Genomic DNA, 19,334 nt, shown 5'->3' on the forward strand with positions numbered 1-19,334 from the left:
TAGGAGAGAAAATATGAAAAAACAATGGTATTTAATTATAATAACAATGGTTGTGTCCTTTTCCATTGCTTCCTGTGATCAGAGTTCTCAAAATGAGAGCCCTAAAACACAAGTTGGGGAGGAAAGCACTGCCAGTGATTCACAACTGTCTGTAAATCAACAGATATCGCGTACTTTTGGTCATTTGTTAGCACGACAATTACGCAAATCAGAGGATATCGTAATGGATATCGCTGAAGTGGCTAAAGGATTGCAGGCTGAATTAGAATGCAAAAGCGCACCTTTAACTGAATCCGAATATGAGGAGAAAATGGCAGAAATACAACAATTGGTTTTCGAGAAAAAAGCAAAAGAAAACCTCTCCCTAGCCGAAAAATTCTTACAAGAAAATAAGAAGAATGCAGGTGTCGTAGAAGTACAAGTTGATAAATTACAGTACCGTATCGTTAAAGAAGGAACGGGGAAAGCTATATCGGGGAAACCTTCAGCACTCCTTCATTACAAGGGGAGTTTTATCAATGGTCAAGTCTTTAGTAGCTCTGAAGCTAATAAAGAGCCTATTCTGCTTCCTTTAGCACAAACAATACCCGGATTTTCTTTAGGAATGCAGGGAATGAAGGAAGGCGAAACTCGTATTCTCTACATTCACCCCGACCTTGCTTACGGAACTTCTGGCCAATTGCCCCCAAATTCTTTGTTAATTTTCGAAATTAATTTAATTGAAACTACAGAAGATACTGTTGCATTACAAGACACAGAGGACAAAAACACAGCTTCATGAAGGTAGTTCTTTATAATCCTGATATTCCCCAAAACACGGGGAATATAGGAAGGACTTGTATAGCTCTAGGTGCTGAATTGATTTTGGTGAGGCCCCTAGGGTTTTCTTTATTAGATAAATTTGTTAAACGCTCGGGGATGGATTACTGGGATAAGGTAAATCTGTCCGTTGTTGACTCTTTAGATGAAGTGTTATCTGGTGTCGATGAAGATAAGGTTTTCTGTCTTTCAACTAAAGGTACACAATACTACGGTGATGTTTTTCTCCCTATGGATGGTGTGTACGTGTTTGGATCTGAGTCCAAAGGTTTACCAGAAGAAGTATTAAAAAAATACTACAACCACTCGTATTACCTGCCTATGAAACCTGGAATCAGGTCTTTAAATTTAGCAACCACTGTGGGTGTAGTACTTTTTGAAGCAGTTCGACAAAATAATCAAAGTACGTGTATCCGTACTGGGAATTAAGAGTGCTGGCTAATCAATTTAATTAATGCATCCTTATCTTTCAATCCAACCGTACGGTCTACTTCTTTTCCGTCTTTGAATAAAATTAAAGTTGGGATTGAAGAAACTCCATATTGTTCTGCTGGAGCAGGACTGTCGTCAATATTAACTTTCCCGATGAGTACTGAAGGTACCTCTGTTGCAAGACTTTCTAATACGGGGGTTAGCATTTTGCAAGGACCACACCATTCAGCAAAAAAATCTATAAGTACTAGGCCTGAGGCAATGAAGGAATTGAAATTTTCAGCAGATACAATTTTGACCATAATTCTCCAATAAGTTCGGGGCATTCGTTTTGAATTTTATTTGCAGCTAAGAAGACTTGAACTTCCATGAGCTTAAGCTCACTAGAACCTGAATCTAGCGCGTCTACCGGTTCCGCCATAGCTGCATGAAGGCAGATTGTAGACGTAGATAAAAAAAAACACAATTCAGAAACTTTTTCAAAGAAAAAGGGATCTAATTTCCATGTTCTTCTCTTGAGAGAGGAGGATGTGTATAGAAGAAGCGTCACTATGAAGAAAGTATAATATTCACTTGTTGTATTGGCGGATTCTAGACAAATTTTTAATATGCATTCCAGATGTATAGTAGATAATACACATATAAATACTCATCAAACATAGTTTCAGAAGTGTTATCAAGAATATCGAATGTTCTCTATATTGCGAATAATAACACCACCTTTTTATAGGTGGAAGGAGGCTAGTAGCTTTATGTTCAACATAATCCTCATATTATGCTAGTATGGTTGATTTAATGTGAAACAGAGCTAAACTATTCTTGCGTTTATTGTTTTAGAAAATACTTTCTCTTCAGTAAGCCAAGAAAACTTTTAATTTGCTTCATTAGCTGAAAAAGGGATGGGCATGAATATTTCTGGAAGTATCAAGCAGAAACTTCTCCAGTTTTTGGGAAAACAAAAAGCACCAGAATTGTTGGCTACGTATCTATTTTATCTAGAACAAGCTTTAAATATAAATCCTGTGGTTTTTGTCCGCGACAAAATAATTTTTAAAACTCCAGAAGATGCCATTCGAATTCTCGAGGAAGATAAAAAGGTTTGGCGCGAAACAGAGATACAAATTTGCTCTGGGAAACCAGAAGTTAACGAACAGACAAAAAGAATCTATATATGTCCTTTCACTGGGAAAGTATTTGCTGACAACGTGTATGCTGATCCTCAGGATGCTATTTACGATTGGCTGTCATCCTGCCCTCAAAATACAGAGCGTCAAAGCGGTGTGCGCGTAAAGCGTTTCCTTGTGTCCGATGACCCAAATATGATCAAAGAGTATATAGCTCCTCCTAAAGAGCCAATTGTTAAAACTGTTTTTGCTTCTGCTATCACGGGAAAGCTTTTCCACAGTCTACCAGCGCTTATAGAAGACTTCTCCTCTTCATACTTGCGTCCGATGACTTTGGAAGAAGTACAAAATCAAAACAAGTTTCAATTGGAAGGTACTTTCTTATCTTTACTGCAAGATGCTCTCGTGGAAGACAAAATTGCTGAGTTTATCGAAAGCTTAGCGGACGATACAGCCTTTCATGTGTATATTAGTCAATGGGTAGATACAGAAGAGTAACTAATTCTTCTCAAGAAACTATAGATATAGGTGCCGAACTTGGCAAAATACTTCCTCAAGGAGTTGTTTTGTTATTGTTCGGTGATTATGGTTCAGGGAAAACAGAATTTGTGCGCGGTGTTGTACAAGGGTATTTAGGAGATGCTTTAGCTCAAGAGGTTGCTAGCCCCTCATTTTCTCTTTTGCATGTATATGGTAATGAACCACGAAGAATCTGCCATTATGATTTTTATCGGATAGATGCCATTAAGGAAAATCAATCAGATCTTTTTCAAGATGCTGACGAGGATGATATTCTATGCGTGGAATGGCCAGAAAGCATAAGGTTGCCGCAATTTCGAGAGATGATACAGGTGCAGATTCATGCGCTAACCACTGTTCAAAGAGAAGTTAGCATAGATGCCCCGCCATCGATATTGTTAAAATTGCTGAAGGAATAAAATAGGATCATGACTTTACTAAAAGATACAGTTTTTGTTTGCTTAGATTGTGAGATGACTGGGTTGGATGTAAAGAAAGATCGTATTATTGAATTTGCTGCGATGCGTTTCACTTTTGATGGCGTGATTGATTCTATGGAAACTTTAATCAATCCTGACCGTGTAATTTCTGCCGAATCACAGAGAATACATCATATTTCTAATGCGATGTTAAAAGATCAACCTAGGATTGCTGAAGTATTTCCAAAGATTAAGTCTTTTCTGAAAGAGGGAGACTATATAGTAGGCCATAGCGTAGGATTTGATCTCCAGGTATTGAGTCAAGAAGCGGAAAGGATAGGGGAGAGCTTCTTATCTAAGTATTACATTATCGACACCTTGAGATTGGCTAAAGAATACGGAGACAGCCCTAATAATTCTTTGGAATCCCTAGCTGTACACTTTAATGTTCCTTATGACGGTAATCATCGCGCTATGAAAGATGTTGAGATCAATATCAGTATTTTCAAACACTTCTGTAAGCGTTTCCGCACGATAGAACAACTAAAGCAAATGCTATCAAAACCGATAAAGATGAAATATATGCCTTTAGGAAAACATAAAGGACGTTGTTTCTCTGAAATCCCCCTTTCCTATTTGCAGTGGGCATCTAAAATGGATTTTGATCCCGATTTACTCTTTTCTATAAGACATGAGATCAAACATAGACAAAAAGGAATAGGTTTTACGCAAGTCAATAACCCATTTATTGGATTGTAGAACACTTTTGTTTTGTAAAAGTTTATTTGAAATCTTTGAAATTCCAGCTAGTAAAAAATAGAAACCGCTCTTCAAGTAATCTCTTGATTTTCTTTAGGCCTCAAGATACTATCCAACAAAAAGTAGAGAACGTTGTCTCTTCCTAGGGGAATTTTTAATGCTTAAGAAAAAGCCCGTATCTTTTAGTTGTATAGACGGTCATATCTATAAAATTTTCCCGAACGATCTAAACGCAAATAACACTGTATTTGGTGGTTTGTTAATGAGTTTGTTAGATCGTTTAGCTCTTGTAGTTGCTGAAAGGCATGCCGAAAGAATTTGTGTCACAGCTTTTGTTGATGCCCTGTGTTTTTATGCTCCTGCATATATGGGAGAGAATCTAATTTGTAAGGCCGCTGTTAATCGTACGTGGAAAACTTCGTTAGAAGTTGGGGTTAAAGTGTGGGCAGAAAATATCTATAAACAAGAGAGGCGTCATATTACTTCTGCCTATTTTACCTTTGTTTCTGTAGATGAGAATAACGCTCCTACTCCTGTTCATCAGGTTGTTCCTGAGACCCCCGAAGAAAAACGTCGCTATGATGAAGCTAATCAGCGTAGACAATCTCGGTTGAATATGAATAAATAGGAACGTTTTGTTCAGAATTCTTAGTTTTTTTTGTTCCTGGATTCTCATAGCTTTCGCTCAACCTGATTTGAGCTGGTTTTTCTCTTTATTAGGAAGTGCTATAGGTTACGGACTTTTGTGGTATAGCTTAGAGCCACAAAAACCACCTTATCTTTCTTGGAAATATCTAGCATTTTTATTATTTCTTTGGTCTGCCACTATAAATGGAGTGCATTTTTCTTGGATGCTTTCCGATTTATATGTGGGGAAATTTATTTACATCGTTTGGGGTGTACTAACTAGCTTACTCGCCCTACTATTCACTGCTTTTTCTTCTCTATTATTCTATGTGATACGTAAAAACCATGGCAAAATTCTCTGGTGTTTACCAGGTTTGTGGATTGCCATCGAAATGGTAAGATTCTACTATTTTTGCTCAGGAATGTCTCTGGACTACTTGGGTTGGCCAATTACTGCTAGTGCCTATGGACGACAGTTTGGCGGTTTTTTTGGTTGGTCTGGAGAGAGTTTCTTTATAGTCGCTACCGGAATAAGTTTTTATCAAGTGTTATTAAAAAAGAGGTTTTCTCGATTTGCATGGTTGGGATGTTTACTAGTTCCGTATATGTTAGGCGGACTACATTACGAATACCTCAAAACTACTTTTTCAAATGAAGAGAGTCTGCATGTTGCTGTTGTACAACCTGCCTCATCAACTCTTTTAGAAGGGTCGTGGTCAGGCTCGCCAGCTATGGCGTGGCAAAGATTAATTAGTCTTTCTTCTGTTGTAAGAAAGCCCATAGATCTTCTTATTTTCCCTGAGGTTTCGGTCCCTTTTGGAAGAGATAGAAAGATTTATCCTTACGATGATAGTGAAATCATACTCTCTCCTTTGACACACTTTAAACATCAAGATGAGCTACTCGCAAATATAGATTGGATGCAGGCTCTTTCAGACCATTTTGATTGTCCGATTCTTATGGGATTAGAACGTTGGGAAGAACGAGAATCTAAACTACACCTGTACAACTCAGCAGAATGTATCTCTCAACATGGAGAGCTAGTTGGATATGATAAACGAGTCTTAGTGCCTGGAGGAGAATACATCCCTGGGGGCAAACTTGGCTGGGCAGTATGTAAGAAATATTTCCCTGAATATGCATTATCCTGTCAACGTCTTCCCGGAACACGTCCCGGAGTAATTGAGATCAATAGCTTGCCTAAAATGGGGGTTTCTATTTGTTATGAGGAGACTTTTGGATCCTTATTGCGTAACTATAAGAAAGAAGGGGCTAAGCTCCTTGTAAACTTGACTAACGATGGCTGGTATCCTTTATCAAGGCTTCCACAAGTACATTTTTATCATGGGATTTTGCGAAATCAAGAGTTGGGCATGCCTTGTATCCGCTCTTGTCATACCGGAGTTACTGTTGCAGCAGACGCCTTGGGAAGGATTATAAAAATGTTGCCTTATGAAACGCATTCTAGAAAAGCATCCCCGGGAGTATTACAAGTAGCTCTTCCCCTTCAAAATTATTCCACTTTGTATGCATTATGGGGAGATCTTCCTATGATTTTGCTATCTTTGTTGTCTATAGGATGTATGGGATGTTATTTTGGATATCGCTTGCTTGCTAAAAAAGAAAAAGGATAATATACGAACACTCTTTGTCAGGTTTTTGCATGTTAGAACGAGCTCAAAGAACGTTAAGGCGCGAAGTACGTTATTCAGGTGTGGGAATTCACTTTGGAAAGTCCGCGACTATAACTTTAGAACCTGCTAAAGAAAACACTGGAATAGTCTTTTCCCGTTCCGATCTTTTAGGGGAACATATCCCCGCATTACTTCCTCATGTATGTAATACAGGTCGCAGTACTACCTTGTCTTCAGGAGATTCTATCATTGCTACTGTTGAACATCTCATGGCTGCTTTGCGTTCGAGTAATATTGATAATGTTATAGTCCGTTGTGATGAAGAAGAAATCCCCATCGGGGATGGAAGTTCTCATGTTTTTATGCAGTTAATAGATGATGCAGGGGTTTGTACACAGAATGATAAGGTCACCATTGCTAGGCTATCGCAGCCTGTGTACTATCAAGCGCAGGATACTTTTCTTGCTGCATTTCCTTGTGATGAGCTGAAGATTTCTTACACTCTACATTATCCGCAAAGTCCTACCATAGGGACACAGTACCGTTCTTTTGTTATAACGGAAGAGTCTTTTCGTAAAGAAATAGCTCCTTGTAGAACATTCGCTCTATACAATGAGCTATGTTTTTTAATGGAGAGAGGTTTGATTGGAGGCGGATGTTTAGAAAATGCTGTAGTGTTTAAAGATGATGGTGTTATTAGTCTCGGCCAGTTACGGTTTTCAGATGAGCCCGTAAGGCATAAGATTTTGGATTTGATAGGTGATCTATCTTTAGTAGGCAGACCTTTTGTTGCTCATATTGTTGCTGTGGGATCGGGACATTCTTCAAACATTGCTTTGGGTAGAAAGATTTTAGAAGTGTTACAACCCTAAGAAACGAGTGCTAAATGAAAGAGTCGTCTGTAATTAAATTACGAGAATTATTAAACTTACTCCCACATCGTTATCCTTTTTTGCTTGTGGATAAGGTGTTGTCTTATGATTTAGAGAGACGGTCCATTGTTGCTCAAAAAAATGTAACAATAAACGAGCCTTTTTTTGTAGGGCATTTCCCCGAAGCGCCTATCATGCCAGGAGTGTTAATATTAGAATCTTTAGCGCAAGCAGCCGGAGTTTTGCTGGGCTTAGTTTTAGAAAATGACAGAAATAAAAGACTGGCTTTGTTTTTGGGGATACAAAAAGCGAAGTTTCGTCAGGCAGTTAAGCCCGGCGACGTTCTTACATTGAGCGCTGAATTTTCATTGATTTCGTCGAAGGGAGGGAAAGCTTCGGTACGAGCTTGTGTGGGTTCTCAGGTTGCTGCTGAGGGAGAACTAAGCTTTGCTCTTGTAGACAAGAAATCTTTAGATTAACGGAGACGTATGACGAACATTCACCCAACAGCAATTATCGAACCCGGGGCTAAAATCGGAAGGAATGTTGTTATTGAGCCTTATGTTGTTATTAAATCTACGGTGACCCTTTGTGATGATGTAGTTGTTAAATCATATGCTTATATTGATGGGCACACGACTATAGGCAGAGGTACAACGATTTGGCCGTCCGCTATGATTGGTAACAAACCTCAGGATTTAAAATATCAGGGCGAAAAGACCTATGTTACCATAGGGGAAAATTGTGAAATTCGAGAATTCGCTATTATTACCTCTTCTACATTTGAAGGAACAACAGTTTCTATAGGAAATAATTGTCTTATCATGCCTTGGGCTCATGTAGCTCATAATTGTACAATTGGCAATTATGTGGTCTTAAGTAATCATGCGCAATTGGCTGGTCATGTTGTGGTAGAAGATTACGCTATTATTGGCGGTATGGTTGGTGTCCATCAGTTTGTTCGTATTGGTGCGCACGCTATGGTCGGAGCTTTAAGTGGTGTTCGAAGAGATGTTCCGCCATATACTATAGGCACAGGGAATCCCTATCAGTTAGGTGGAATAAATAAAGTTGGTTTACAGAGACGGCAGGTTGGTTTTGAAACACGTTTGGCTTTGATCAAGGTGTTTAAGAAAGTTTATCGTTCTGAGGACGGCTTCTTTGAAGCTTTATTAGAAGCTCAAGAAGAGTACGGCCACATTCCCGAAGTCCAAAATTTTATTCATTTTTGTCAGAATTCAAGTAAACGTGGAATCGAGCGTGGAGCTGCTAAAGAGGCTTTCCAAGAGGAGGGCGTAGATAAAGAAGGAGCTCTGGTTGAATCTTAAGGTTGTTTATTTTGGCACGCCACAATTTGCTGCCACAGTTTTAGGGGATTTATTACATCATCAAGTAAATGTTATCGCTGTTGTTACTCGTGTAGATAAACCGCAAAAACGTTCGTCCCAACTTATTCCTTCTCCTGTTAAAACGTTAGCTTTATCCAAGAATATCCCTCTTTTACAACCAGAAAAGGCTTCGGATCCACAATTTATCAAACAATTACGAGATTTTGAGGCGGATGTTTTTATTGTTGTTGCTTACGGAGCTATTCTAAGGCAAACGGTTTTGGATATTCCGAAATATGGCTGTTATAATTTGCATGCAGGCCTATTACCAGCTTACCGTGGGGCTGCTCCTATACAGCGTTGCATTATGGACGGTGTCACACAGTCAGGAAATACTGTAATTCGTATGGATGCAGGTATGGATACCGGAGATGTTGCCAACGTGTCTATTATCCCGGTAGGGCCTGATATGACAGCAGGAGAGCTTGCCGAAGCTTTGGCTAATCAAGGTGGGGACATCTTAATACAAACTTTACAACAAATCTCTGATGGAACAATCACTCATACGCCACAAGATTCATCCAAAGCCTCTATAGCTCCAAAGCTATCAAAAGAAGAAGGATTTATTCTTTGGGATCGTCCTGCAGAGAAGGTGTATGCTCAAATACGGGGTGTCACTCCAGCTCCTGGAGCTTGGACGCTCTATTCTTATCAAGATAAACCAGAAAGGCGTTTGGTTGTTCGTAAAGCCTCTCTTTTTTCTAGTAGGGGTGTTTATGGCGATCCAGGGGATATTATCTTGTCAGATCAACAAGAGCTTCTTGTTGCGTGTGCTGAAGGTGCCATTTGCCTGAGAGAAGTCCAACCTGAAGGCAAAGGGGTGATGGATTCAAAAAGTTTTTTGAACGGGCACTCCGGGCATAAATTAAAATTATCATTTAACTTAAGTTCTTAATTTCGATTTTAGTCAAGATAATTCGTTTATTAAGTTGCTTTTATGTTATAATTGGGGCTTAAAATCTTTATTTTGCTAAGAAAAACCTTTTAATTTTAGGGAGGTGAATATGGCATCTGTAACACCACAAGTGACTGCCCTTGTTATGGCAGGCCGAAACGTGTTTATGCAAACAGCAGCGAAAAAAACCGGCAAAGGTGTAGCTGGCAATTGCTTGAAGCTGTTTTTTACTAACGGAGATAATCATCTAGCACGTTTTGTTGGCGGTACTAAAAATTTAGATAAAGCCTTTAAATTTGCTAAATCAGTTTCTGAGTTTAGTTGTGGCGTTATTGAAAGTTCAGGAAATATGGGAGCTTCTCTTGAGACAGCTAGAAATGTGGCCGGAACTTTAAGTACAGCTAGATCTGTTGTGGCTTTAGGTAACGTGTTTAACGGCGCAATCCCCGGTTGCATTAACTCTTCAAAGAATTGCTTTGCTCACGTCAAGAAATGTTTCTCTTCAGAATCTGACCACGATTTGGGCAACCCCGAGAAGGGGCTGCCTTATAACAAAATCTATCTGACTAAGAGCGATCATGTATTAGCCGCGATTAGCGAGGGGTGTTCTGCAGTCGGTTCGGCTACATATATTGGAACATTCGGCGTATGTCGCCCGGTCCTGTTAGCAAACAAGCTCGCGCACCAATCTTTCCTTTCTAAAGAAATGAAAGCAGGATTTGGCGATGCCGTAACATACATGATGACAGCCAACCACGCTGCCAGTGTTATCGGGGGAGCTGCTTCCTTAATGTATGAAAACCGTGCATATCAACGTGCTGTTGCGGGATTAGAAGATGCTAGAGTTGGCGAGGCTTTGACGGCCGATGTTTATAATCAAGTGTCTCGAGAATTAAGAGAGTCACATCTTGCGGTTGTTAAAAAAGCTATACTATCGATTTTAGAAAAAGCATTTGAATTAATAGCAGATATCGTCAAATTAATTCCTTTCCCATGCACTGCTGCAGTTCGATTGGCGGTAACATCAGGAGCTGTTGCAATTTCTAGTGGTATCGGTCTTTACACCGCGTGGGCTCATTCGTAAGAAAAAGATTTGTCAATTTCGACAATATTGTAAATCGCTTCTAGAAAACCTAGAAGCGATTTTTTTATTTATTAGCAAACTAAGATTTTATAAGAACTTTTTATCTTTCTCTCATTAAGGCATTCCCGTTTTTTCTTATTGTAAAAATCTTCTCCCTCTGATAACCTGTCCCTTTATTTTCTTAAGGAAAAGGCTCCTTTTCTTTTTAGGGAATTCTACGAATAAAAATGCTATAACGATTTGCCTGGTTGCTCTCGCCTGAGCGCGGACAACCATTGTATTAGTGGGTAATTATATATGCGATCTCAGCTTAGTTTAATGGGGAAAAAGGAAGGCATGATTCATGTCTTTGACAAAGATGGAAATCTAGTTGCGTGTTCAGTAATTAGCATGAGTTCCAATGTTGTTACTCAGATAAAAGTTGATTCAACAGATGGTTACAACGCTATTCAAATGGGCGCCAATGAAATCAATGTCCCAACAAAAACATTGCAAAAACGTGTGAATAAACCCAGTCTCGGGCATTTTAAAAAGTCTGGTTCTCGTGTTTTTCGTCTGTTAAAGGAAGTTCGCCTTTCAGAAGAAGCCGTTAATGAGGTTTCTTTAGGAAGCGAGTTTGGTTTGGAAGTCTTTGAAGGCGTCTCTTCCGTAGATATTAGCGGTGTTTCTAAAGGCAAAGGATTTCAAGGAGTCATGAAAAGATTTGGATTCCGTGGAGGTCCTCAAAGCCACGGTTCAGGATTCCATCGTCATGCCGGTTCTATAGGGATGCGATCGACTCCTGGACGGTGCTTCCCAGGAAGTAAGCGTCCTAGCCATATGGGTACTGTGAATGTAACCGTTAAGAATTTAGAAGTGGTAAAAATAGATTTAGAGAAAAAAGTGTTGCTAGTGAAGGGGGCAATTCCTGGCCCTAGAGGTTCTGTTGTTGTCGTCAGGCGTTCTTCCAGAGCAAAAGGGTAATACAGAAGAGGTCCTAATGGTTTTATTATCAAAGTTTGATTTTTTTGGGAATAAGGCAGGAGAGGTGGAATTGCCAGATGCCTTTTTTGCTGAGGAAGGAAGTGGACTTCAATTAGTGAAGGACTATCTTGTGGCGATCCGCGCCAACAAGAGGCAATGGTCCGCATGTACGAGAAATCGTTCAGAAGTAAGTCATTCTACTAAAAAGCCTTTTAGACAGAAAGGTACGGGAAATGCTCGTCAAGGGTGTTTAGCGTCTCCTCAGTTTCGAGGAGGGGGTATTGTTTTCGGCCCTAAGCCTAAATTTGATCAACATGTTCGCATTAATAAAAAAGAGAAACGAGCAGCAATTCGTTTGTTGCTATCTCAAAAGATTCAAGCGAATCGTTTGATTGTAGCTGATGACAGTGTGTTCACCAGCAGTTTAACTTCTCCAAAGACAAAAGAAGCTTTGAGATTTTTAAAATCCTGTAATGTGGAATGTCGTGGTGTGCTTTTTATCGATGATTTAGAGCATGCTCAAAATAACGAAAGTTTAAGACTAAGCTTGCGTAATTTGCCTGCTGTGCGCGGTTTTACGTATGGAATGAATATCAATGGATATGACCTAGTCTCTGCCCGCAATATAGTGGTTTCCGAAAAGGCTCTTAATAGACTCTCCGGGCATCTTATTTCTGGAATGAAAGATTAAAAGGGAATTTTAGGACATGAAAGATCCTTATGATGTAATCAAACGGCATTATGTAACCGAGAAGGCTAAAACACTAGAAGGTTTAAGTCTTGGGAATGGTGAGGGCAAAAAGAAAGGTAGTTACTGTAAGCATCCAAAATATACGTTTATCGTGGATTGTAACGCTACTAAGCCTTTAATTGCTCAAGCTTTGGAATCTATTTATGCGGATAAAAAAGTAAAAGTTAAAAGTGTAAACACGATATGTGTGAAGCCTCAGCCAGCCCGAATGTTTCGCGGAAAGCGAAAAGGAAAGACTGCTGGATTTAAGAAGGCAGTTGTGACCTTCTATGAAGGCCATTCTATCGGGTAATATATTAGAGGGAAGAAAAACATGTTTAAAAAGTTTAAGCCAGTAACTCCAGGGACTAGACAGTTGGTTCTTCCGGCTTTTGATGAGCTGACCACACAGGGAGAGTTGTCAGGGAAAAAAACTAGAAAAAGCGTTCGACCAAATAAGAAGCTATCATTTTTCAAAAAGAGTTCCGGTGGTCGTGATAATTTAGGTCACATTTCCTGCCGTCATCGTGGTGGAGGGGCTAAGCGCCTGTATCGAGTTATCGATTTTAAGCGCAATAAAGATGGTATTGAAGCTAAGGTAGTTTCTGTTGAGTACGATCCAAATCGTTCTGCCTACATTGCTTTATTGAGTTATGCTGATGGAGAAAAGCGTTACATACTTGCTCCAAAAGGCATAAAAAGAGGAGATCAAGTGATCTCGGGAGAAGGCAGCCCTTTCAAATTGGGTTGTTGTATGACTTTAAAAAGCATGCCTTTAGGGTCAACTGTTCATAATATTGAGATGAGACCCTATTCTGGAGGGAAATTGGTAAGATCAGCAGGTTTGGCTGCTCAGGTTATTGCTAAAACTCCGGGATATGTTACATTAAAAATGCCTTCAGGCGAATTTCGCATGTTAAATGAAGGTTGTAGAGCTACTATTGGCGAAGTTTCTAATTCAGATCACAATTTATGTGTTGATGGTAAAGCAGGAAGAAAACGTTGGAAAGGTATTCGTCCAACTGTTCGTGGTACTGCTATGAACCCTGTTGATCACCCTCATGGAGGTGGTGAAGGCCGTCATAACGGTTATATTCCTCGTACTCCTTGGGGTAAAGTCACGAAAGGATTAAAAACTCGTGATAAGCGTAAAAGCAATAAGTGGATAGTTAAAGATCGTAGGAAATAGGGATTATGAGTAGATCGTTAAGAAAGGGTCCTTTTGTTGATCACAGTCTAATAAAAAAAGTACGTGCTATGAACTTATTGGAGAAAAAGACTCCAATTAAAACCTGGTCTCGTCGTTCTATGATTACCCCTGAAATGATAGGCCACACATTTGAGGTTCATAATGGGAAAAAGTTTCTAACGGTTTTTGTTTCGGAAACTATGGTAGGGCATAAGTTGGGAGAGTTTTCTCCAACAAGAATATTTAAAAGTCATCCCGTGAAGAAAGGGTAAGTCTAAAGGAGACAAGTCATGTTTAAAGCGACCGCCCGCTACATACGGGTTCAGCCTCGCAAGGCCCGACTAGCCGCTGGGCTTATGAGAAATTTAAGTGTTACGGAAGCTCAGCAGCAGTTGAGTTTTTCTCAGTTGAAAGCTGGAAGATGTCTAAAAAAAGTTTTGGATAGCGCTGTAGCTAATGCTGAGCTTCATGACAATGTAAAACGTGAGCAATTAAACGTTATCGAAGTCAGAGTGGATGCAGGCCCTGTATATAAGCGAGCTAAATCAAAAAGTCGGGGAGGCCGATCCCCAATTTTAAAACGCACTAGCCACTTAACTGTTATTGTTGGTGAGAAGGAGCGGTAGGAGAAATTATGGGTCAGAAAGGATGTCCAATCGGTTTTCGTACAGGCGTTACCAAGAAGTGGCGCTCCCTTTGGTACGGAAACAAGCAAGAGTTTGGTAAATTTCTTATTGAAGATGTTAAAATTCGAGAATTCTTAAGAAAAAAACCCTCTTGTCAAGGGGCTGCGGGCTTTGTTGTGAGACGTATGAGCGGTAAGATTGAAGTTACAATCCAGACAGCTCGTCCAGGACTAGTTATCGGAAAAAAAGGCGCTGAGGTAGATCTTTTAAAAGAAGAGCTAAGAAAGCTTACTGGTAAAGAAGTTTGGGTAGAAATCGCAGAAATTAAACGCCCCGAATTGAATGCAAAATTAGTTGCAGACAATATTGCTAGACAAATTGAACGCCGTGTTTCTTTTAGACGTGCAATGAAAAAAGCTATGCAGTCTGTTATGGATGCAGGAGCTGTAGGTGTTAAAATACAGGTTTCTGGAAGATTAGCAGGCGCTGAAATTGCTCGTTCTGAATGGTATAAAAACGGTCGTGTTCCTCTACATACGTTGAGAGCTGATATTGATTACGCCACAGCATCTGCAGCAACTACTTACGGAATTATCGGCGTAAAAGTTTGGATTAATCTTGGGGAAAAAGCCTCTACAGCTAGTTCCAATGTTGGTGCTTCTGCTCCAGTGGTACAGTAGCTGTAAATAAGAGTGTGTGAATTATTATGTTGATGCCTAAACGAACAAAATTTCGCAAACAGCAAAAAGGTCAATTTGCAGGCCTAAGCAAGGGGGCTACTTTTGTTGACTTTGGCGAATTTGGAATGCAGACCTTGGAAAGAGGCTGGGTAACTAGTCGGCAAATAGAAGCTTGCAGGGTTGCTATCAATAGATATTTAAAACGTAGGGGAAAAGTTTGGATTCGTATTTTCCCAGATAAAAGCGTAACTAAAAAGCCTGCAGAGACTCGTATGGGTAAAGGTAAGGGCGCTCCAGATCATTGGGTAGCAGTAGTTCGCCCAGGGAGGATTCTTTTTGAAGTTGCTAATGTTTCAAGAGAAGATGCTCAGGACGCTTTAAGAAGAGCTGCAGCAAAATTGGGAATAAGAACACGTTTTGTTAAGCGGGTTGAAAGGGTATAAGTTTATATGGCAGTAAAGAAGAAATTATTAGCTGAGCTTAGACAAAAAAGTCTAGTTGAGTTGGACGCGTTTATCCATGAAAATAAGAAAGCTCTTTTTTCTTTAAGAGCCGAGGCCGCTTTACAAAATAAAGCAGTAAAGACGCACTTGTTCTCTATGTATAAGAAAACCATAGCTCGATCTATGACGGTCAAACAAGAAAAAGAAGGAAAAGTCGATGGCTAGTGAAGTAAGAGGCCTTAGAAAAACCAAAATTGGTGTTGTTGTCTCGTCAAAAATGGATAAAACCGTGGTTGTTCGAGTTGAAAGGATATATTCTCATCCTCAGTATGCCAAAGTTGTTAGAGACTCTAAGAAGTTTTATGCGCATGATGGTCTAGGTGTTTCTGAAGGCGATAAAGTTAAAATTCAAGAAACACGACCTCTATCTAAGTTAAAAAGATGGCGTGTTGTTGAGCGTGTAAGTTAGTTTGGTAGATTAGCAACATTGGGTAGATACAGTTATGATTCAGCAAGAAAGTCAATTAAAAGTTGCCGATAATACTGGGGCTAAAAGAGTAAAGTGTTTTAAAGTTTTAGGCGGTTCTCGAAGACGTTACGCTACAGTGGGTGATGTCATTGTGTGTTCTGTTAGAGATGTTGAGCCTGATAGCTCTGTAAAAAAGGGTGATGTGGTTAAAGCTGTAATAGTTAGAACGCGCCGCAATATTCTTAGAAAAGATGGTTCTTCTTTGAAATTCGATACTAATAGCTGTGTAATTATCGATGAAAAAGGAAATCCCAAAGGAACACGAATTTTTGGTCCGATAGCTCGAGAAATTCGCGATCGTGGCTTTGTGAAAATTAGTTCTTTGGCTCCTGAGGTGATTTAAGGATAAGAAAAGATATGAAAAGACGTAGTGTTTGTGTTGGCGACACTGTTTATGTGCTAGCCGGGAACGACAAAGGCAAACAAGGTAAAGTTTTATCTTGTCTCAGAGAAAAAAATAAAGTGGTCGTTGAAGGAGTCAACGTTCGTACGAAAAATATCAAGCGTAGTCAAGAAAATCCAAAAGGTAAAAGGATTAGTATTGAAGCTCCGATACATATTTCTAACGTTCGTTTAAGTATAGACGGAGCTCCAGCAAAACTTTCTGTCAAAGTTACTGAGAATGGACGAGAGTTGTGGAATAAATCTCCTGATGGCACCTCCAAGCTATATCGTTCTGTGAAAGAGAGAAAAGGTTAATATGAGCAGGTTAAAAAAACTATATACCGAAGAGATCCGAAAGACCCTCCAAGAAAAGTTTGGATATAGCAATCCCATGCAAATCCCTGTTCTTAAAAAAATTGTAATAAGTATGGGTCTTGCAGAAGCTGCTAAAGATAAAAATCTTTTCCAAGCTCATTTAGAAGAACTTTCTATGATTTCTGGACAAAAACCCTTGGTGACAAAGGCTAGAAATTCTATCGCTGGCTTCAAGCTTCGTGAAGGACAAGGCATAGGAGCAAAAGTAACACTACGTAGCCAACGTATGTACGATTTTATGGATCGTTTTTGTAACATTGTCTCTCCTAGAATTCGCGACTTTCGTGGTTTCTCAAGTAAAGGAGATGGACGCGGATGTTATTCATTAGGACTGGACGATCAGCAGATTTTCCCTGAAGTGGATTTAGATCGCGTTAAGAGAACCCAAGGAATGAATATTACCTGGGTAACTACAGCACAAACAGATGTAGAATGCACCGCTCTTTTAGAGTTGATGGGTTTGCGCTTTAAGAAGGCTCAATAGGGGAGATATAAGATCAGTATGGGCATGACAAGTGATACTATAGCCGATTTATTAACAAGGATCAGAAATGCTTTGAAGGCAGAGCATTTGTACGTAGATTTAGAACACAGCAAAATGCGTGAAGCGATTGTAAAAATTCTGAAACAACACGGATTTTTAGCACATTATTTGGTGAAAGAAGAGCATCGTAAGCGTACAATGCGTATTTTTTTACAATATACTAATGACCGTAAGCCTGTGATACGCCAATTAAAGCGGGTTTCTAAGCCCTCTAGAAGGGTTTATGTCCCTGCAGCGAAGATTCCTTATGTTTTCGGAAATATGGGTATTTCCGTTCTCTCCACATCGCAAGGAGTTTTGGACGGGTCAACAGCTCGGGCTAAAAATATTGGTGGTGAACTACTCTGTTTAGTTTGGTAACAGGATAAAAGAATTTATAGGACGGTAAGGAATGTCTCGTAAAGCTCGAGACCCTATTGTGCTCCCTCAAGGAGTAGAGGTCTCCATTCAAAATAATGAAATCTTAGTAAAAGGTCCTAAGGGCTCTTTAAAACAAGTATTGGCTCCAGAAGTAGTCATCGACATAAAAGGTAAGGAGATTTTTGTTCACCCTGCCCCTCATGTGGTTGACAGACCGAGTCGCATGCAAGGTTTATTTTGGGCGTTAATTTCCAATATGGTTCAAGGGGTTAGTGTAGGATTCGAGAAGCGTTTGGAAATGATTGGGGTTGGTTTTAGAGCTTCCGTTCAGGGGTCTATTTTAGATTTGTCTATTGGGGTTTCTCATCCTACGAAGATCCCTATCCCTTCAGATATTCAAGTTAGTGTTGAAAAGAATACTTTAATATCTGTGAAGGGGATAAATAAACAGCTAGTTGGGGAATTCGCTGCTAATATCCGTGCTAAACGTAAACCTGAGCCCTATAAAGGTAAGGGTATCCGCTATGAAAACGAATATGTCCGTCGCAAGGCTGGAAAAGCGGCAAAAACAGGTAAAAAATAGTATAGCAAGGCAGAGTTAAGTTATGGAAAATTCGTTATTCAAGAAGTCTGAAAAAAAGGTTCGTAGGGCTTTAAGAGTGCGTAAAGTCTTGAGAGGTTCTTCTTTGAAGCCTCGTTTGTCTGTTGTGAAAACTAACAAGCATATCTATGTACAATTAATTGATGACTCTATTGGCAAAACTTTGGCTTCTGTCTCAACTATGGCCAAATCAAATAAGGCTGCCGGATTAATTAAAAAGAATCAAGGCGTTGCTAAAGCGTTAGGAGTTCAAATTGCCGAGATAGGGAAAAGTCTTCAAGTAGATCGAGTTGTTTTTGATCGCGGCCCTTTCAAGTATCATGGAATTATTGCCATGGTAGCTGACGGTGCTAGGGAAGGCGGATTACAGTTTTAATGAAGGTTTAAAGAGATGACGTTATCAAAGAATTCTCACAAAGAAGATCAGCTAGAGGAGAAAGTTCTTGTTGTCAATCGTTGTTCAAAAGTGGTCAAGGGCGGTCGTAAATTTAGTTTTTCCGCGCTTATTTTGGTGGGTGACGGTAAGGGACGCTTGGGCTACGGTTTTGCCAAAGCTAATGAGTTAACAGATGCTATTCGTAAAGGCGGAGAAGCTGCTAGAAAAAATCTAATCACCATTGAATCTTTGGAAGGTGACTCTATTCCTCATGAGGTTCTAGTTGATCAGGACGGAGCTCAACTGCTTTTGAAGCCTGCTAAGCCAGGAACTGGAATTGTGGCAGGCTCTCGAATTCGTTTGATTTTGGAAATGGCTGGGGTTAAGAATATTGTTGCTAAAAGTTTGGGCTCAAATAACCCTATGAACCAAGTAAAGGCTGCTTTTAAAGCTCTCTTGAGTCTTTCTAGCAGGAAAGACGTTTTAACAAGGAGAAAAGTGACACATGATTAAATTAGAATCGTTACAAGATCCTTCACCGCGTAAGAGAAGAACAAAACTATTAGGCCGCGGGCCTAGCTCTGGTCACGGTAAGACAAGTTGCCGAGGCCATAAAGGTGACGGAAGCCGTTCTGGTTATAAACGTCGCTTTGGTTATGAAGGGGGCGGAGTTCCTCTTTATAGAAGAGTCCCTACGAGAGGATTTTCTCACGCACGTTTTGATAAATGTGTAGAAGAAATCACGACTCAACGTTTGAATGTTTTGTTCAACGAGGGAGAAGAAATTACTTTAGAAGCTTTGAAACAGAAAAAAGCCATAGATAAGCACGCGATTAGAGTAAAAGTGATCGTTAAAGGCGAATTAGAGAAAACGTTTATCTGGAAGGACGCTAACGTAGTGTTGTCTCAAGGAGTACGAAACCTTATTGGTGTTGCTTAAAGATAAGAATTTTCAGGCTCGA

31 protein-coding genes and 1 tRNA gene are annotated in these 19,334 nt (G+C 39.8%); 30 read left to right on the top strand and 2 right to left on the bottom strand.

Translation table 11 applies throughout. The annotated features are described in order from the left end of the window. Positions 1–13: 13 nt before the first annotated feature. Both E1N70_RS02400 and E1N70_RS02405 read left to right on the top strand, forming a co-directional pair. Entirely contained in the window at positions 14–781 is a 768-nt protein-coding gene (locus E1N70_RS02400) for an FKBP-type peptidyl-prolyl cis-trans isomerase (protein ID WP_131743969.1), read from the top strand. Further along, positions 778–1,248: a tRNA (cytidine(34)-2'-O)-methyltransferase gene (locus tag E1N70_RS02405; protein WP_131743970.1), complete on the top strand. Its 471-nt coding sequence runs from the start codon at positions 778–780 to the stop codon at positions 1,246–1,248. The genes E1N70_RS02400 and E1N70_RS02405 overlap by 4 nt, the downstream gene beginning before the upstream one ends. On the opposite strand, the gene trxA is transcribed toward E1N70_RS02405, so the two are convergent. Then, entirely contained in the window at positions 1,245–1,553 is a 309-nt protein-coding gene (gene trxA / locus E1N70_RS02410) for a thioredoxin (RefSeq protein WP_131743971.1), read from the bottom strand. The genes E1N70_RS02405 and trxA overlap by 4 nt on opposite strands. 41 nt (positions 1,554–1,594) lie before the next feature. Next, a tRNA-Leu gene (locus E1N70_RS02415) sits at positions 1,595–1,678 on the bottom strand. A 478-nt stretch (positions 1,679–2,156) separates the two neighbouring features. Between E1N70_RS02415 and E1N70_RS02420 the strand changes: the two genes are divergently transcribed. The 28 genes from E1N70_RS02420 (at position 2,157) to rplO (ending at position 19,312) form a co-directional block, all read left to right on the top strand. Beyond that, a complete protein-coding gene (locus E1N70_RS02420) occupies positions 2,157–2,873 on the top strand; it encodes a DUF2709 domain-containing protein (RefSeq protein ID WP_131743972.1) in 717 nt (238 codons plus the stop codon). Further along, a complete protein-coding gene (gene tsaE / locus E1N70_RS02425; protein WP_131743973.1) occupies positions 2,852–3,313 on the top strand; it encodes a tRNA (adenosine(37)-N6)-threonylcarbamoyltransferase complex ATPase subunit type 1 TsaE in 462 nt (153 codons plus the stop codon). The genes E1N70_RS02420 and tsaE overlap by 22 nt, the downstream gene beginning before the upstream one ends. A gap of 9 nt (positions 3,314–3,322) precedes the next feature. Next, positions 3,323–4,072 (top strand): putative quorum-sensing-regulated virulence factor, encoded by a 750-nt coding sequence (locus E1N70_RS02430; RefSeq protein WP_131743974.1) that lies wholly within the window; start codon positions 3,323–3,325, stop codon positions 4,070–4,072. 157 nt (positions 4,073–4,229) lie between these two features. After that, positions 4,230–4,700 carry an acyl-CoA thioesterase gene (locus tag E1N70_RS02435; RefSeq protein WP_131743975.1) on the top strand — a complete coding sequence of 157 codons (471 nt, stop codon included), beginning with the start codon at positions 4,230–4,232 and terminating at the stop codon, positions 4,698–4,700. A gap of 7 nt (positions 4,701–4,707) precedes the next feature. Further along, entirely contained in the window at positions 4,708–6,333 is a 1,626-nt protein-coding gene (gene lnt, locus E1N70_RS02440; protein WP_131743976.1) for an apolipoprotein N-acyltransferase, read from the top strand. 29 nt (positions 6,334–6,362) lie between these two features. Next, the gene (gene lpxC / locus E1N70_RS02445) at positions 6,363–7,205 is read left to right on the top strand and encodes a UDP-3-O-acyl-N-acetylglucosamine deacetylase (protein ID WP_131743977.1); all 843 of its coding nucleotides are present in this window, start codon (positions 6,363–6,365) and stop codon (positions 7,203–7,205) included. A gap of 14 nt (positions 7,206–7,219) precedes the next feature. Continuing rightward, on the top strand, positions 7,220–7,684 hold the full coding sequence (fabZ, locus tag E1N70_RS02450; RefSeq protein WP_131743978.1) for a 3-hydroxyacyl-ACP dehydratase FabZ: 465 nt from the start codon (positions 7,220–7,222) through the stop codon (positions 7,682–7,684). A gap of 9 nt (positions 7,685–7,693) precedes the next feature. Further along, a complete protein-coding gene (lpxA, locus tag E1N70_RS02455; protein WP_131743979.1) occupies positions 7,694–8,533 on the top strand; it encodes an acyl-ACP--UDP-N-acetylglucosamine O-acyltransferase in 840 nt (279 codons plus the stop codon). After that, on the top strand, positions 8,523–9,488 hold the full coding sequence (fmt, locus tag E1N70_RS02460; RefSeq protein ID WP_131743980.1) for a methionyl-tRNA formyltransferase: 966 nt from the start codon (positions 8,523–8,525) through the stop codon (positions 9,486–9,488). Before lpxA ends, fmt begins: the two co-directional genes overlap by 11 nt. Before the next feature lie 109 nt (positions 9,489–9,597). Next, entirely contained in the window at positions 9,598–10,572 is a 975-nt protein-coding gene (locus E1N70_RS02465) for a CT529 family inclusion membrane protein (RefSeq protein ID WP_131743981.1), read from the top strand. Between the two features lie 297 nt (positions 10,573–10,869). Further along, on the top strand, positions 10,870–11,535 hold the full coding sequence (gene rplC, locus E1N70_RS02470) for a 50S ribosomal protein L3 (RefSeq protein WP_131743982.1): 666 nt from the start codon (positions 10,870–10,872) through the stop codon (positions 11,533–11,535). Positions 11,536–11,551: 16 nt separating this feature from the next. Continuing rightward, complete coding sequence (rplD, locus tag E1N70_RS02475) at positions 11,552–12,226, top strand: 50S ribosomal protein L4 (protein WP_131743983.1); 675 nt, start codon at positions 11,552–11,554, stop codon at positions 12,224–12,226. Positions 12,227–12,242: 16 nt separating this feature from the next. Continuing rightward, a complete protein-coding gene (locus E1N70_RS02480; protein ID WP_006342770.1) occupies positions 12,243–12,578 on the top strand; it encodes a 50S ribosomal protein L23 in 336 nt (111 codons plus the stop codon). Between the two features lie 21 nt (positions 12,579–12,599). Beyond that, positions 12,600–13,454 carry a 50S ribosomal protein L2 gene (gene rplB, locus E1N70_RS02485; RefSeq protein WP_131743984.1) on the top strand — a complete coding sequence of 285 codons (855 nt, stop codon included), beginning with the start codon at positions 12,600–12,602 and terminating at the stop codon, positions 13,452–13,454. A 5-nt stretch (positions 13,455–13,459) separates the two neighbouring features. Continuing rightward, positions 13,460–13,726 carry a 30S ribosomal protein S19 gene (gene rpsS, locus E1N70_RS02490; protein ID WP_006342772.1) on the top strand — a complete coding sequence of 89 codons (267 nt, stop codon included), beginning with the start codon at positions 13,460–13,462 and terminating at the stop codon, positions 13,724–13,726. A gap of 18 nt (positions 13,727–13,744) precedes the next feature. Further along, positions 13,745–14,080 (top strand): 50S ribosomal protein L22, encoded by a 336-nt coding sequence (gene rplV, locus E1N70_RS02495; RefSeq protein ID WP_131743985.1) that lies wholly within the window; start codon positions 13,745–13,747, stop codon positions 14,078–14,080. An 8-nt stretch (positions 14,081–14,088) separates the two neighbouring features. Then, positions 14,089–14,760 (top strand): 30S ribosomal protein S3, encoded by a 672-nt coding sequence (gene rpsC, locus E1N70_RS02500; protein ID WP_131743986.1) that lies wholly within the window; start codon positions 14,089–14,091, stop codon positions 14,758–14,760. A 26-nt stretch (positions 14,761–14,786) separates the two neighbouring features. Next, positions 14,787–15,203, top strand: coding sequence for a 50S ribosomal protein L16 (gene rplP / locus E1N70_RS02505; protein WP_131743987.1), 417 nt, complete (start codon positions 14,787–14,789; stop codon positions 15,201–15,203). A 6-nt stretch (positions 15,204–15,209) separates the two neighbouring features. Continuing rightward, positions 15,210–15,428 (top strand): 50S ribosomal protein L29, encoded by a 219-nt coding sequence (gene rpmC / locus E1N70_RS02510; RefSeq protein ID WP_131743988.1) that lies wholly within the window; start codon positions 15,210–15,212, stop codon positions 15,426–15,428. Continuing rightward, entirely contained in the window at positions 15,421–15,672 is a 252-nt protein-coding gene (gene rpsQ, locus E1N70_RS02515; protein ID WP_006342777.1) for a 30S ribosomal protein S17, read from the top strand. The genes rpmC and rpsQ overlap by 8 nt, the downstream gene beginning before the upstream one ends. 34 nt (positions 15,673–15,706) lie before the next feature. Continuing rightward, positions 15,707–16,075, top strand: coding sequence for a 50S ribosomal protein L14 (gene rplN, locus E1N70_RS02520; RefSeq protein ID WP_006343773.1), 369 nt, complete (start codon positions 15,707–15,709; stop codon positions 16,073–16,075). 14 nt (positions 16,076–16,089) lie between these two features. After that, the gene (gene rplX, locus E1N70_RS02525; RefSeq protein ID WP_014944720.1) at positions 16,090–16,431 is read left to right on the top strand and encodes a 50S ribosomal protein L24; all 342 of its coding nucleotides are present in this window, start codon (positions 16,090–16,092) and stop codon (positions 16,429–16,431) included. Position 16,432: 1 nt separating this feature from the next. Then, a complete protein-coding gene (gene rplE / locus E1N70_RS02530) occupies positions 16,433–16,975 on the top strand; it encodes a 50S ribosomal protein L5 (RefSeq protein WP_131743989.1) in 543 nt (180 codons plus the stop codon). Positions 16,976–16,993: 18 nt separating this feature from the next. Continuing rightward, complete coding sequence (gene rpsH, locus E1N70_RS02535; RefSeq protein WP_006342781.1) at positions 16,994–17,395, top strand: 30S ribosomal protein S8; 402 nt, start codon at positions 16,994–16,996, stop codon at positions 17,393–17,395. 31 nt (positions 17,396–17,426) lie between these two features. Next, the gene (gene rplF / locus E1N70_RS02540; protein ID WP_131743990.1) at positions 17,427–17,978 is read left to right on the top strand and encodes a 50S ribosomal protein L6; all 552 of its coding nucleotides are present in this window, start codon (positions 17,427–17,429) and stop codon (positions 17,976–17,978) included. 22 nt (positions 17,979–18,000) lie between these two features. After that, positions 18,001–18,372 carry a 50S ribosomal protein L18 gene (gene rplR, locus E1N70_RS02545; RefSeq protein ID WP_131743991.1) on the top strand — a complete coding sequence of 124 codons (372 nt, stop codon included), beginning with the start codon at positions 18,001–18,003 and terminating at the stop codon, positions 18,370–18,372. Positions 18,373–18,387: 15 nt separating this feature from the next. Then, the gene (gene rpsE, locus E1N70_RS02550) at positions 18,388–18,885 is read left to right on the top strand and encodes a 30S ribosomal protein S5 (RefSeq protein WP_006342784.1); all 498 of its coding nucleotides are present in this window, start codon (positions 18,388–18,390) and stop codon (positions 18,883–18,885) included. Further along, positions 18,878–19,312, top strand: a complete 435-nt coding sequence (rplO, locus tag E1N70_RS02555; protein ID WP_006342785.1) for a 50S ribosomal protein L15 — start codon at positions 18,878–18,880, stop codon at positions 19,310–19,312. The genes rpsE and rplO overlap by 8 nt, the downstream gene beginning before the upstream one ends. Positions 19,313–19,334 lie beyond the last annotated feature (22 nt).

Source organism: Chlamydia buteonis, assembly GCF_900634605.1.
GTDB classification, from domain to species: domain Bacteria; phylum Chlamydiota; class Chlamydiia; order Chlamydiales; family Chlamydiaceae; genus Chlamydia; species Chlamydia buteonis.